The 13,304-nt window shown below is 48.4% G+C and carries 11 protein-coding genes; 1 reads left to right on the top strand and 10 read right to left on the bottom strand.

Annotated features, from left to right (window positions below; all coding sequences use genetic code 11):
- Nucleotide 1 precedes the first annotated feature (1 nt).
- From HCX92_RS08270 to HCX92_RS08305, 8 genes are all read right to left on the bottom strand, one after another.
- Complete coding sequence (locus tag HCX92_RS08270) at nt 2-1,450, bottom strand: efflux transporter outer membrane subunit (RefSeq protein WP_169294474.1); 1,449 nt, start codon at nt 1,448-1,450, stop codon at nt 2-4.
- Complete coding sequence (locus tag HCX92_RS08275; protein ID WP_169294475.1) at nt 1,447-4,704, bottom strand: efflux RND transporter permease subunit; 3,258 nt, start codon at nt 4,702-4,704, stop codon at nt 1,447-1,449. Before HCX92_RS08275 ends, HCX92_RS08270 begins: the two co-directional genes overlap by 4 nt.
- Before the next feature lie 8 nt (nt 4,705-4,712).
- On the bottom strand, nt 4,713-5,915 hold the full coding sequence (locus HCX92_RS08280; RefSeq protein WP_169294476.1) for an efflux RND transporter periplasmic adaptor subunit: 1,203 nt from the start codon (nt 5,913-5,915) through the stop codon (nt 4,713-4,715).
- Nucleotides 5,916-6,187: 272 nt separating this feature from the next.
- Nucleotides 6,188-6,982, bottom strand: coding sequence for an ABC transporter ATP-binding protein (locus HCX92_RS08285; protein ID WP_169294477.1), 795 nt, complete (start codon nt 6,980-6,982; stop codon nt 6,188-6,190).
- 4 nt (nt 6,983-6,986) lie between these two features.
- Nucleotides 6,987-7,874, bottom strand: a complete 888-nt coding sequence (locus tag HCX92_RS08290) for an ABC transporter permease (RefSeq protein ID WP_169294478.1) — start codon at nt 7,872-7,874, stop codon at nt 6,987-6,989.
- A gap of 112 nt (nt 7,875-7,986) precedes the next feature.
- Entirely contained in the window at nt 7,987-8,892 is a 906-nt protein-coding gene (locus HCX92_RS08295) for an ABC transporter substrate-binding protein (RefSeq protein WP_246587398.1), read from the bottom strand.
- 158 nt (nt 8,893-9,050) lie between these two features.
- Nucleotides 9,051-9,830 (bottom strand): spermidine synthase, encoded by a 780-nt coding sequence (locus tag HCX92_RS08300; protein ID WP_169294480.1) that lies wholly within the window; start codon nt 9,828-9,830, stop codon nt 9,051-9,053.
- On the bottom strand, nt 9,830-11,011 hold the full coding sequence (locus HCX92_RS08305; protein WP_169294481.1) for an acetyl-CoA C-acyltransferase family protein: 1,182 nt from the start codon (nt 11,009-11,011) through the stop codon (nt 9,830-9,832). The genes HCX92_RS08300 and HCX92_RS08305 overlap by 1 nt, the downstream gene beginning before the upstream one ends.
- 104 nt (nt 11,012-11,115) lie before the next feature.
- On the opposite strand from HCX92_RS08305, the gene xth reads away from it, so the two are divergent.
- A complete protein-coding gene (xth, locus tag HCX92_RS08310; protein ID WP_169294482.1) occupies nt 11,116-11,889 on the top strand; it encodes an exodeoxyribonuclease III in 774 nt (257 codons plus the stop codon).
- 110 nt (nt 11,890-11,999) lie between these two features.
- On the opposite strand, the gene HCX92_RS08315 is transcribed toward xth, so the two are convergent.
- Both HCX92_RS08315 and HCX92_RS08320 read right to left on the bottom strand, forming a co-directional pair.
- A complete protein-coding gene (locus HCX92_RS08315; RefSeq protein WP_169294483.1) occupies nt 12,000-12,557 on the bottom strand; it encodes a hypothetical protein in 558 nt (185 codons plus the stop codon).
- A 17-nt stretch (nt 12,558-12,574) separates the two neighbouring features.
- Complete coding sequence (locus HCX92_RS08320) at nt 12,575-13,300, bottom strand: pseudouridine synthase (RefSeq protein ID WP_169294484.1); 726 nt, start codon at nt 13,298-13,300, stop codon at nt 12,575-12,577.
- Nucleotides 13,301-13,304 lie beyond the last annotated feature (4 nt).

Consider the following 13,304-nt stretch of genomic DNA (forward strand, 5'->3'; position numbering starts at 1 on the left):
TTTATTTTGAAATAATGGAGGTTTGTGTCCAACCGCCACCCAATGCTTTATAAAGTTCTATACGGTTCTGAATGGAATCAAACCCGGTTTGCAAAAAACTTTGCTGAACAGCAAATAAAGCAACCTCTGCTGATTGTACCTGCAAGAAACTGTCTATACCGTTTGAATAGCGCAAATTGGCAATTTTAAGCGTTTCATAGGCAGAAGCCTGCTGTGCTCTCAAAGCATCAAGCTGTGACTGGTAAGTAGACTCACCTGCCAGGGCATCAAGCACCTCACGAAAAGCGGTCTGAATCGACTTTTCGTATTCGGCCACGGCAATATCATTGCGTATTTCAGCCAGGTTAAGGTTATTGCTTAATTTTCCAGCGGTAAATATGGGAATATTAATAACAGGATTAAATGACCACATACCATTACCACCATCAAACAGGGAACCCAGATCGGGACTGGCAATACCCAAGAGTCCCGTCAAGGAAATGGATGGAAAAAAGGCTGCCCGGGCTGCACCAATATTGGCATTGGCCGCTTTCAACCTGTTCTCGGCTGCAAGGATGTCTGGTCGACGGGTTAACAAATCTGAAGGTAGTCCCGTGGGCAATTTGGCCATGACAACATCACCGGTAAAAGGCGGTGCTGGCGGTAAATTGTCAGGAATGGGCTGACCAAGAATTAGCTGCAAGGCATTTCTGGCACGCATTTCAGCACGGGTAATTTCAGCCAGGATCGCTTTGGCCCCTTCAAGTGTGGTTTTTGCCTGATTGACATCAAGTATTGTGGCAACACCACCTTTGTATCGACTTTGAACCAGATCATACGTTCCCTGACGCGACTTGATGGTTTTGTTAACCAGTTCTTTTTGCGCCTCAAGATTTCTGACCGTAAAGTACGTGGATGCAAGCTGACCGATCAGATTGATTTGAACGGTGGTGCGGGCCTGTTGCGTTGCCAGGTATTGTTCAAAGGCCGCTTCAGATAAACTTCTTTGTCGACCAAAAAAATCAAGTTCAAAATTGGTCATGCCAATACCTGCGACATTGCTGCGGGATACCGAGGGCGCCAAAGCACCACCCGCACGCATATCCTCAGGCATGCGCTGAGCCGTTTGCTGTGCATTGACACCAATTTGAGGAAATTGGTCACTGCGTTGAATGCCATACAGGGCACGAGCCTCTTCGACCCGCTGAACTGCTATCCGCATATCACGGTTGTTTTCAAGCGCAATAGGAATCAGCGCTTTCAGGCGTTCATCCTTGAAAAAAGTTTCCCATCCCAGGTCAGCCGTATGCTGGAGACCGTCAGACTGTGAGGATGAACTGTCTTGTCCCGGAAACTGGTCAGGAACTGGCAGCCCAGGACGTTCGTATTTGGGGTTTAAAGAACACCCGGTCAATACAGTTGCCAACAAGACTACCGACAACTTGGGAGAGAAATGTTTCACGATATTCATTTTTCAGGGTTACTCTCAGTAGGTTGATCTTTGTTTTCGCCTGAATCTGAGGGATCCAGCGTTTCTATTTCGGCAACATCTTTATAAATCTCGTGCCGGTAAGCGTACGCTTCTTGTTCAGTCTCGAAAGACTGGGCTTGCTCGCCTAATAAACGTGGCCGTGTTTTGAAAATTTTCATGACGACAACAAAAAAGACGGGAACAAAGAGTACAGAGAAAGGCGTGGCAGCCAGCATTCCACCAATCACACCAACACCAACGGCACGCTGACCTGCGGCACCGGCGCCATCTGCCAATACCAACGGTAACACACCAAGAATAAAAGCAAAAGAGGTCATGAGAATAGGCCTGAAACGAAGTCGGGCCGCCTGCATCGTTGATTCGATCAGATCCCTGCCCGATGCATAGGCATCTTTGGCGAATTCTACAATCAGAATCGCATTCTTGGCGGATAAACCAATAACAGTGATCATGCCCACCTGGAAATAAATGTCATTGGACATACCTGTCCAGGTCGTCAGGCCAACGGTACCGAGCATACCCAGAGGAACGATCAGCATGGCAGACACCGGAATGGTCCAGCTTTCATACAGGGCAGCCAGAACCAGGAAAACCACAATCAGGGACAGGGCCATGGTAATGGGGGCCTGGTTACCGGCCTGAATTTCCTGAAATGATAAGCCCGCCCATTCATAGCCAATGCCAGAAGGCAATTGTGCAATCAGGCGCTCGATTTCAGCCATGGCTTCACCGTTGGAATAGCCCGGTTGGGCCTGACCACTAATGGTGATGGCATCAAAACTGTTGAAGCGGCTGACCTGGGTTGGTCCCTGGGTCCAGTCAAGCTTGACGAAAGAAGACATGTCCACGAGTTCTCCAGAGGCGTTATGCACCTTGAGCTTGAGAATATCTTCGGGGGTCATGCGGAATTGGGCGTCAGATTGAACCCAAACGTTTTGCATCCATCCGGTATTGGGGAATTTACCCAAATAACCCGAACCGATTGCGCTGCCCAGCACATTGGCAACTTCAGTCATATTAACGCCCAATATCGCCGCCTTTTCACGATCAATATTCACGTTAAGCTGTGGCCCTGGCCCCAGGCCTGAAATGCGCACTTGCGTGAGGATGTCACTTTTCTGGGCCAATCCCAACAGTTGATTGGCAGCATCACGTAAAGCCAATTGACCCAGTGATCCCCTGTCCTGCAGCCTTAAATCAAAACCGGTAGCTGTACCCAACGAGGGAATCGCAGGTGGAATAACGGCAAATACCATGGCATCGGGAATACCAAATAACAGACTGCCGGTTGCTTTGGCTGAAAGTGCCTGAGCAGATTGTCCGGGCCCCTGCCGTTCGGAAAATCCTTTCAGTGGAACGAATGCAATCGCCGAGTTAAGACCCGTGCCACTAAAACTGAACCCCTGAACCGTAATGATATTTTCCGTTTCAGGCAATTTTGAGAAATATTCTTCTACCGTATCAATGACTTCCATGGTTCGGTTGGCCGAAACACCCGATGGCAATTCAATATTGGCAATCATAAAGCCCTGGTCTTCATCGGGAAGAAATGAGCTGGGCAAACGCAGGAACATATATGCCATGCCAACTGAAAGAATCAGATAGATGAACATCATGCGTCCGCCTCGCTTGATAAAGGCACCCACCCAACCGGAATAGCCGTTGGTTGTTTTATCGAAGACGCGGTTAAACCAGCCAAAAAAACCTTTTTTGACTTCATGATGCCCCTTGGCTACGGGTTTCAGAATAGTTGCACACAAAGCAGGGGTAAAGGTTAAAGCAAGGAAAGCCGAGAAACCGATTGAGACAATCATGGATACGGCAAACTGGCGGTAAATAACGCCGGCTGAGCCACTCATGAAAACCAGCGGAAGAAATACCGTCATCAGGACCAATGTAATACCAACAATGGCTCCGCCAATTTGTGGCATGGCCTTATAGGTGGCATCTTTCGGTGAAAGCCCTTCTTCAGACATGATCCGCTCGACGTTTTCAACCACCACAATCGCATCATCCACCAAAATACCAATGGCCAGAACCATGGCAAACATGGTAAGCGTGTTAATGGAGTAACCCAGAAACAGCAAGGTGGTCACTGTTCCCATCAGGGCAATGGGCACAACGACAGCAGGAATGACCGTATACCTGACATTTTGCAAGAACACGAACATGACAATAAACACCAGAATCATGGCCTCTACCAGCGTATGTACCACTTGCGTGATGGATGCCTCGACATAAGGTGCCGTATCGTAAGGAATGCTGTATGTCACGTTCTCGGGGAAATAACGTGACAGGCTTTCCATTTCTTCCTTGATCAGTTTTGCCGTAGAAAGCGCATTCGCATTGGGGGCCAGGGAAATGGCAAACGAAGCGGATGGTGCACCATTCAGGCGAGAGCTGAACTGATAGGAATCTGAGCCGATCTCAACCCTGGCCACATCTTTCACACGAACGACAGAACCATCAGGGTTGGCACGCAAAACGATATTGGCAAACTCATCAACGGTTTCCAACTGGCCGTTGGTGGAAACAATGGCACTGGTTGTCTGGTTTTCAGGTGTTGGGGGGGCACCCAAAGTACCGGCTGAAATAGCCCTGTTTTGTGCTGCCAGAGCGGCACTCACATCGGTCATGGTCATGCCATAACTGGTCAGTTTGGCAGGATCAGTCCAGATACGCATGGCCCTGGGTGCGGCAAACAGCTGAAAAGTACCCACCCCTTCAATCCGGGAAATCGAGTTTTGAATATTCCGGGTGATGTAGTCACCCAACTCGGCCGCCGAGGTCGACCCATCAGTAGAACTAAGGGCAACAATCAGCAGGAAACCGGCTGAACTCTTGCTGAACCTGAGGCCTTGATCCATAACGGCCTGGGGCAGTTTGGAAGAGACGTTGGCCACTTTGTTCTGCACTTCAACCTGGGCCATATTGGGATCGGTACCCGGCTTGAAAATGACATCAATGTCTGAACGGCCATAAGCATCGCTGGTTGATGAATAATAAAGCAGGTTTTCCGCTCCATTCAGCTCATTTTCAATGACGCTGGTAACCTGTTGCGCTACATCTTCAGCAGAAGCGCCAGGGTAAGAGGCACTAATGTTAATGGTGGGCGGGGCAACTTCCGGGTATTGTGCTACCGGCATGAACGGAATCGCAATCACGCCTGCGAAGAAAATGATAATGGCAACAACCCAGGCAAAAATCGGGCGATTAATAAAGAAGTTGGACATATATCTTCTCAGCTTTCGGCAGATTTATTGGAGTCGGCAGTTTCTTCATCCGACGTTTTTTTCCAGGGCATGGGTTTTACCGTGCCACCTGGCTGCGCTTTCTGAAAGCCCTCGACAATGACTTCGTCATTGGGACTCAGGCCTTTATTGATAATGGTCTTGCCATCGACTGAGTTACCTTCTTCAACCGCGACTGAGACGACCTTATCGTCTTTAACCAACAACAGTTTTACCAAACCGTCTGGTGTGCGTTGCAAGGCCTGGTTTGGAACCATCAATGCTTGTGAATTAACGCCCTGCTCAAGCCTGACCTGAGTAAACATGCCCGGCAACAGGAGATGTTGCGGGTTAGGAAAAACAGAACGCAAGGTAACCTGGGCGGTTGTCGGGTTGACAGTGACACCGGTAAAAAGCAGTTTGCCATTTTCCGGATAAAGAGAGCCGTCTTCCATTTCAAGCTGGACAACGGCCATGCCTGTTTCACTCTGTTTAAGCTGACCCTCGGCCAGGGCCTTGCGCAGATTGCTTAACTCCCCAGTGGTTTGTGAGAAATCTACGTAAACCTCGTCAATCTGTTGCACAGTAGCAAGGTGGGTGCCGCTGGCCGCACTCACCAAAGCACCTTCAGTGACAAATGCCTCACCAATAATTCCATCAATGGGTGAGGTGACATCCGTGTAACCAAGATTGATTTGGGCGGCATCAAGGGCAGCCTTGGCCTGACTGATTGCTGCTTCTGCCTGGGCAGCCTGGGCAATCGCATTATCATACTCTTGACGGCTTACCGCCGCAGATTTGACCAGGGTTGAATAACGTTTTGCCAGTAACCGCGCACTTTGCGCATTGGCTTCTGCCTGCTCAAGCGCCGCGGCAGCCTGATTGACCGCAGCCTGATAGGTGGCCGGATCTATTTTAAACAGTAACTGCCCTTCTTTGACAACACTGCCCTGCTTGAATTCAATGCTTTGTATAATGCCAGTGACCCGGGCACGAACCTCGGCATCTTTAATGGCCGCTACCCGGCCAGATAATGTGGTGTAAATACGGGCCTCAGCGGGCTCTACTTTAATGGTGGAAACCGGAAACACGGGAGGGCCTCCGGCTGCAGCGGGATCGGCCGCATCTTCTTTTCCACAACCACTTAGTAGAAGCACCGAACATGCAAGCAATGCCGCGATTTTATGATTGGCAAAGGTTGATTTTATTCTCATTTGACTGTGACCCGAAAAATACCCTTAAGGATATTTTTATTGAAAATGTTGATTCGATTAAAAGATACTGCAAATTATAGTGGAAAAATAATTGCCTAAGCAACATTCTGTTCGCCACAAGAAAAACAATTGCCTAAGCAACAGTTAAACTCTATAGGTATTTATTTGGTTATTCAAATATAAAAAAATGGATAAATGGCGTAAACAGGCAAAAAAATGCTTATCGATGCAATAATCGCACATTTTAGATCAGCATAATGAAATTGTTTTGACTAGCCCAATAAAAGGGCATCATCAGAAACCTGCTCACCCCTGACTTTTTCAAACATTTGCAGCAAGTCGGAAACACTCATTCCTTTGCGCTTTTCCCCACTGACATCAAGCACGACCTGACCTTGGTGCAGCATAACAGTTCTTTCGCCAATTTCAAGAGCCTGTTTCATGCTATGGGTTACCATCATGGTGGTTAATTTTTGCTCCGCGACCAGTTTCTGTGTTAACTCAAGCACAAAATGGGCGGTTCTTGGGTCTAGTGCCGCCGTATGCTCATCAAGCAATAAAATCTTGCTCGGTTGCAAGGCTGCCATCAATAAACTGACCGCTTGCCGTTGCCCACCTGAAAGCAGACCGATACGATCAGTCAGGCGATTTTCAAGCCCCAATCCAAGAATGGCCAGGCGATCCCTGAAAAGTGCTTTCATGAACGGCTTGATGGCAGGAGCAAGTCCCCTTGACTGCCCCCGGTTATAAGCCAAAGACAGGTTTTCTTCGATCGTCAGGTCTTCGCAGGTGCCTGCCATCGGGTCCTGGAAAACACGCGCCACATTGCCGGCCCGTTGCCAGCCTGGAACACGAGTGACATCAATATCATTAAGCAGTATGCGACCGGAATCCACCATGGTTTCACCGGCAATGGCATTCAAGAAAGTGGATTTCCCGGCACCATTCGAACCAATGACCGTGACAAACTGACCTTCCGGGATGGTTAAGGACATACCTTGCAAGGCACGGGTTTCAATCGGTGTGCCTGGATTAAAAGTGATTCGTAAATTTTCTGCTTTCAGCATGACATTAACCTTTTTTCGCTTTCAGCATTTTATTAAGTTTGGGCAAAATCAGTGCAAATGTAACCAGCAAGGCAGTCACCAGATTAAGATCTTGCGCTTTGAGCCCGATGAAGTCACTGTTTAAGGCCAGGGCAATGAAAAAACGATACAGTACAGCACCAATAATCACCGCCAGCGTTACATAAACAAACCTACGGGCAGGAATGATGCTTTGTCCAACAATAACTGCTGCCAGGCCGATCACAATGGTGCCTATTCCCATTGAAATATCGGATCCGCCTTGCGATTGTGCAAACAAGGCGCCACCCAGCCCGACCAGGGCGTTTGAAATGGCCATGCCTAACATGACCATGCGGTCGGTTGAAATACCCTGTGCCCTGGCCATCCTGAGATTTGAACCGGTTGAACGCATGGCCAGCCCTGATTGAGTGGCAAAATAGCGATCCAAAAGCAATTTGACAATGACCACAATCAATAATAAAAGAAGTGGGCGCCAGAAATGCTCTTCGAGGGAAGCGGGCTGCAAGAGAGAAAAGACGGTATCACTGGTAATAAGCGGTATATTCGGCCCCCCCATTATCCTCAGGTTAATGGAATACAGGGCAGTCATCATAAGAATACTGGCCAGCAAATCCATGATTCCCAGTTTTACATTAAGCCAACCAGTTAGCATGCCCGCAAACGCGCAGGCCAGCATGGCTAACGCCGTTGCCAAAAAAGGATCACCTCCCATGCTGATAACCAGTGCCGCAATGGCGCCACCCGTGGCAAACGTTCCGTCTACAGTCAGGTCTGGAAATCGAAGGATGCGAAAGGAAATAAATACACCAAGTGCCACAAGACTGTAAATGAAACCCAGTTCAAATGCACCAAGAGAGGAAAATAAGGACATGTTTTATGAGTAATTATTGGTCGGATAAAGTACAACGATACACATCAATACCGTTAAATTCCAGCTTGAATTGCAAATCCCGTTAAAAACGGGATTCGCAATTCAGTCATTTTTACTCCACAACAACAGCAGCCGATTTCAGGAGCTCTTCAGGCAGTTCAATACCCTGGTTTTTAGCCGCGGCAGGATTCACATAAAGCTCCAGTTTTGAGCTGGTTTGTGAAGGAATGGTGCCCGGATCTTCCCCATTCAGGATGCGGGCTACAATTTCACCTGTTTGGATACCGAGGTCTTTATAGTTAATACCCAAGGCAGCAATGGCACCACGCTTGACGCTGTCAGTATCGGAAGCAATCAGGGGAATGTCGGCTTCATTTCCAACCTTAACCAGTGCCTCATAGGCAGATACCACGTTGTTGTCGGTGTTGGTATAAATAACATCCACTTTGCCAATCAGGCTTCGTGCGGCAGAGCCCACATCAACAGACCGGGGAGCTGATGCTTCAACAAGCTCCATACCCTCCATGGGAAGTAAAGTTTTCAAGCGCTTTACAACAACCGCAGAATTGGCCTCGCCAGGGTTATACACCATACCCACTTTCTTGGCATTGGGTACAACGCGCTTGATCAAATCCACCTGTTTTTCAAGCTCAAGCACATCAGACACCCCGGTCACGTTCGTGCCAGAAGCTTCGACGGTTGAAACCAGTTGTGCCGCTACCGGGTCGGTAACTGCGGAGTACACTACAGGAATTTGCTTGGTGGCGGCCACAACAGCCTGGGCAGAAGGTGTGGCAATCGCTACGATGGCATCAGGTTTGTCACCGATAAACTGACGTGCAATTTGTGCTGCCGTACCTGTATTGCCCTGTGCGCTCTGGTAATCCAGGTCCAGGTTTTTACCTTTTACGTAGCCATTTTTCTCAAGTGCCTCGATCACGCCATCACGAACCGAATCAAGTGCGGGGTGTTCAACAATGGCAGTAATGGCCACGGATTTTTCCTGGGCATAAGCCATATTAGATGCCAATACGGCTGCCAATAAAGCAGTTCCAAAACCCAATTTAAATTTTTTCACCAACATGACAACTCCACAGACTAAATAATAATTCCAAATTCTCACACATGCCATTTACCCGTAACACTGGTAAAAACCAGCATGTGCCAAGACATCGCCTAAAACTTCAATAAACCATCAGCTTGAGGCTCTACAGACAAAGCCTTTATCCATTTTGTTGCAGGCAGACCATAACGACGCTCGACATCGACCGCCCGTGCGGCCAACACTTCTGCCTCAATTTCCAGCGCTGGTCCGGTAAAAGCCAGAATGATCCGGTTACCATCCTCGGTTTCAGGAAACATGATCACCCTGTTTGCAAAAGCTTTATTGATATTCCTGATGTTGGAATGGAAACTGGGGTGATGTCCAAAAAGGTTGATGACAGCAATACCCAAATCACCCAACACGCGGTGACATCCCTGATAAAACACTAATGAATTGCATACCGGCCCTTGGGCGGTGTAATCATATAAATCCACCATGAGCACAGAACAGCTGTCATGGTTGAGGGGATCGGTCACCCACTCATGGGCATCCTCATGAATCATGGAGTGCCTTTTGTGATGGCCCAGACGGAAATAAGACTGGCATATTGCCGTCACCATCGGATTCCACTCCACAGTGATTACCTGGCTTTGCGTATGCCTGAGGCAAAAACGCGTTAATGCCCCTGCTCCAAGACCCAAAATGCCAATGCTTTTATCTTTGGGTGGAGACAGGAACAGCAACCAGGCCATCATTTGCTCGGTATATTCAAAAACAAGGCGTGAAGGTTTGGAAACCTGCATGGCACCTTGCATCCAGACACTGTCGAAATGTAAATAACGTATGCCATCCTGTTCTGACATTGAAGGTGTATCATGTACAGGATGGGGTTCCAGTTTTCTGCTTGCCATTAAACTCGCTCAAAAATCGCTGCAATACCCTGACCACCACCAATACACATGGTAACCAGTGCGTACTTGCCCTGAATACGTTGCAGCTCGTACAAGGCTTTTACTGTAATAATAGTGCCGGTTGCCCCAATAGGGTGCCCCAGACTAATGCCACTGCCGTTGGGATTGACCTTTGCCGGATCAAACCCCAACGCTTTGCTGACGGCACAGGCTTGTGCCGCAAAAGCTTCATTAGCCTCTATGATATCCATATCATTAATGGTAAGACCGGCCTTGGCCAATGCTTTTTGCGTTGCCGGCACCGGACCGATTCCCATTAACCCGGGCTCTACGCCCGCATGCGCATAAGCCACCAGACGGGCAAGCGGCTTGGCATTGCGTTCCCTGACCATTTCCTCATTCATGAGCACCACAGCCGCAGAACCATCGTTAATGCCTGAAGCATTGCCTGCGGTTACCGTACCGTTTTCGCGAACAAAAACCGGTTTTAGTTTTGACAGGCCTTCAAGGGTGATATCGCGGCGCACATGTTCGTCGGTATCGAATATTACATCACCTTTACGTGATTTTTGTACGATTGGAACAATTTGCTCTTTAAAGTAACCGTTATCAATGGCATGAATGGCCCGGCGATGTGATTCCAGAGCCAAGGCATCCTGCTCTTCACGGGTGATTTCGAATTTCTTTGCCACATTTTCGGCGGTGACCCCCATATGGATATTTTCAAAAGGATCCGACAAAGCCCCTGTCATCATGTCCATGGCAACGCTATCTCCCATACGGGCGCCAAAACGATGGGCCGGCAGTATATAGGGAGCACGACTCATGTTTTCAACACCGCCTGCCACGGCCACCGATGTATCTCCCAGCATGATGCTTTGCGCGGCAGATACAATGGCCTGCAATCCCGATCCGCAAAGACGGTTCACATTGAGCGCGGGAGTTTCGATGGAGACACCCGCGTTTACGGATGCCACACGGGAAACATACATATCACGGGGCTCGGTATTGGCGACATGACCAATGACAACATGCCCCACATCGGACCCGGCAAGATTTGCCCTGGCAAGCGCCTCCTTAATTACCGTGCTACCCAATTCGCAGGGCGGCACATCTTTTAAGGAACCACCAAAAGTGCCAATAGCCGTTCTAACACCAGAAACCACGAAAATGCCGCTCATCTCTTCACTCCTTTGGGTAAAAAAAAACGTAAACATTATTTTGAACTAAAATAGCCTTTAAATTTAACCCAGATCGCCTTCTATCTCAAAGGATTTATTCATACATGAAAATTGCAACCTGGAACGTCAACTCACTAAAGGTAAGATTGCCACAAGTGATTGCCTGGCTACAGGAAAACCCCGTTGATGCCCTGTGTCTTCAGGAACTGAAGCAGGAAACCGATAAATTTCCGCTTGATGCCTTTAAAGAACTGGGCTATGAATGTGCTTGGACCGGTCAGAAGACCTATAACGGTGTAGCCATTATTTCCAGACAGAAACCATTTGATATCACGCTGAACAACCCGTTTTTCCCTGATGAACAGCAAAGACTGGTCAGCATTACCGTCCCCTCTTCAATCGGAGACATACGGATCATTTGTGCCTACTGCCCAAATGGCAGCTCACTGGACAGTGAAAAATATGCCTATAAACTTGAATGGTTCAAGGCCTTGCATCAATACCTGGAACAACAACTTCAGAAATATCCCAATTTGGCGGTTTTGGGCGATTATAATGTGGCTCCGGAGGACCGTGATATCCATGAGAAATACAGTGGTGACATTTTGGTCTCGCCGCCTGAACGTGAGGCTTTCCAGCGCTTGCTCAATTTGGGGTTAAGCGATTCGTTTCGACTGTTCGAGCAGGAAGAAAAATCGTTTAGCTGGTGGGATTACCGCATGATGGGATTCCGGCGCAATGCCGGTTTGCGAATTGATCATATTCTGCTTTCAAAGCCATTGCGGGATTTATGTACTGAATGCGTGATAGATAAACAACCACGCCGGAATGAACAACCCTCCGATCATACCCCGGTCATCGCCACCATCGACATTTAATGTAAATGGCCTGAGTTTGTCAAAATATCCAACTCAGGCCATTATCGTTGCCGGTCAATCAACCCGTGGCTGGGCACATTTGCCTTTATTGACAAGCTGATATCGCTTAATTATTCACCGTCCTGTATCCGCTGTTCAAGATCACTGGCTTGCGCAGCAGTACTCATGGGTACAAACAAATGCCCTGTATCAATAGCCTGGCTAATGGCCAGGATGGAAACCAGCTTGTTATTCATGGTAACGGTTAGATTTTTACCAATATTGCGACTGGTAAAATCGGCAAGTTTTGCACTACCCTGAGGGGAAAAATGCAAATCAACAAAAACATTGCCCGCACTATCCTGTTTGGCAATGGCATTTTGCAAGTCATTCCGGACTAAAGTCTGGGTTGGATCCACATAAACAAGCTGACCACTTTGTTGAACAGGGATATAGCCCGCCAGCGGCGTCATGGATGACACATAAATGACCAGGGAAGAGGCAACCTGGGACTGTTGAGGCAACGAAGGTGGCTGCACGACAGGCACCTGCTCGGCAGGCAATACAGGAACATCGCTCCGCAAAGTTCCTCCTTGGCGACCATCAGGAAATAGCTCTACGGTCTCGCAACCGGCAAGCAGAGCAGTCGATCCAAGTATAGTGAATTTTACAAATTTTTTTATACTCATACTATTACCAATCAATGTTAGAGGAAGCGTTCGTGTCCTTTCAGGTATCGCCACTGCCCTACCGGCAAGTCTGCCAGAGTGACATTGCCCATACGCACCCGTTTAAGGCCAACCACTTTCAGGCCAACCAATTCACACATGCGACGAATTTGACGTTTTTTGCCTTCATGTAAAATAAATTTTAACTGATCATCATTCAACCATGAAACTTCTGCCGGGCGCAAGGCCTGACCATCCAGAGTCAGGCCATGATTCAACAGACTCAGGCCATTACCCATCATTCTACCTTCAACCCTAACCAAATATTCTTTTTCCACCTCTGAGTCTTCACCAATTAACTGCTTGGCAATACGACCATCCTGGGTCAATACCAACAAGCCCTGTGAGTCGATATCCAGCCTGCCTGCAGGCGCAAGACCTCGAAGATGAGAGGGCTCAAACCGTTGACGGCCTTTATCAAACTGGCGTTCCGGGGTGATCAGGCTGGCAGCGGGTCGATACCCGCCTTCAGCCTGTCCGGACACATAGCCAACCGGCTTGTTAAGGATAATGGTTACCCTTGCGGTTTGTCTTGCCTGCGCCATTTTATCAAGTGTAATCGTTTGGTTGGGATAGGCTTTGTCACCCAGTCCCACCACTCTGCCATCCACTTTTACCCACCCGCGTTCAATGTAGGCATCTGCCTCACGGCGTGAACACATCCCTTTTTCGGACATGAGTTTAGAAATTCTTGCTTTTTCCATTTAT

Source organism: Advenella sp. EE-W14, assembly GCF_012923605.1.
In the GTDB taxonomy this organism is placed as follows: Bacteria; Pseudomonadota; Gammaproteobacteria; order Burkholderiales; family Burkholderiaceae_B; genus Advenella; species Advenella alkanexedens.

What these genes read in the sequence shown, in the direction of transcription:
- xth (WP_169294482.1), top strand. Translation starts at nt 11,116, where the DNA reads ATGAAAATTGCAACCTGGAACGTCAACTCACTAAAGGTAAGATTGCCA.
- HCX92_RS08285 (WP_169294477.1), bottom strand. Translation starts at nt 6,982, where the DNA reads ATGCTGAAAGCAGAAAATTTACGAATCACTTTTAATCCAGGCACACCG.
- HCX92_RS08290 (WP_169294478.1), bottom strand. Translation starts at nt 7,874, where the DNA reads ATGTCCTTATTTTCCTCTCTTGGTGCATTTGAACTGGGTTTCATTTAC.
- HCX92_RS08320 (WP_169294484.1), bottom strand. Translation starts at nt 13,300, where the DNA reads ATGGAAAAAGCAAGAATTTCTAAACTCATGTCCGAAAAAGGGATGTGT.
- HCX92_RS08270 (WP_169294474.1), bottom strand. Translation starts at nt 1,450, where the DNA reads ATGAATATCGTGAAACATTTCTCTCCCAAGTTGTCGGTAGTCTTGTTG.
- HCX92_RS08305 (WP_169294481.1), bottom strand. Translation starts at nt 11,011, where the DNA reads ATGAGCGGCATTTTCGTGGTTTCTGGTGTTAGAACGGCTATTGGCACT.
- HCX92_RS08295 (WP_246587398.1), bottom strand. Translation starts at nt 8,892, where the DNA reads ATGGCTTATGCCCAGGAAAAATCCGTGGCCATTACTGCCATTGTTGAA.
- HCX92_RS08300 (WP_169294480.1), bottom strand. Translation starts at nt 9,830, where the DNA reads ATGGCAAGCAGAAAACTGGAACCCCATCCTGTACATGATACACCTTCA.
- HCX92_RS08315 (WP_169294483.1), bottom strand. Translation starts at nt 12,557, where the DNA reads ATGAGTATAAAAAAATTTGTAAAATTCACTATACTTGGATCGACTGCT.
- HCX92_RS08275 (WP_169294475.1), bottom strand. Translation starts at nt 4,704, where the DNA reads ATGTCCAACTTCTTTATTAATCGCCCGATTTTTGCCTGGGTTGTTGCC.
- HCX92_RS08280 (WP_169294476.1), bottom strand. Translation starts at nt 5,915, where the DNA reads ATGAGAATAAAATCAACCTTTGCCAATCATAAAATCGCGGCATTGCTT.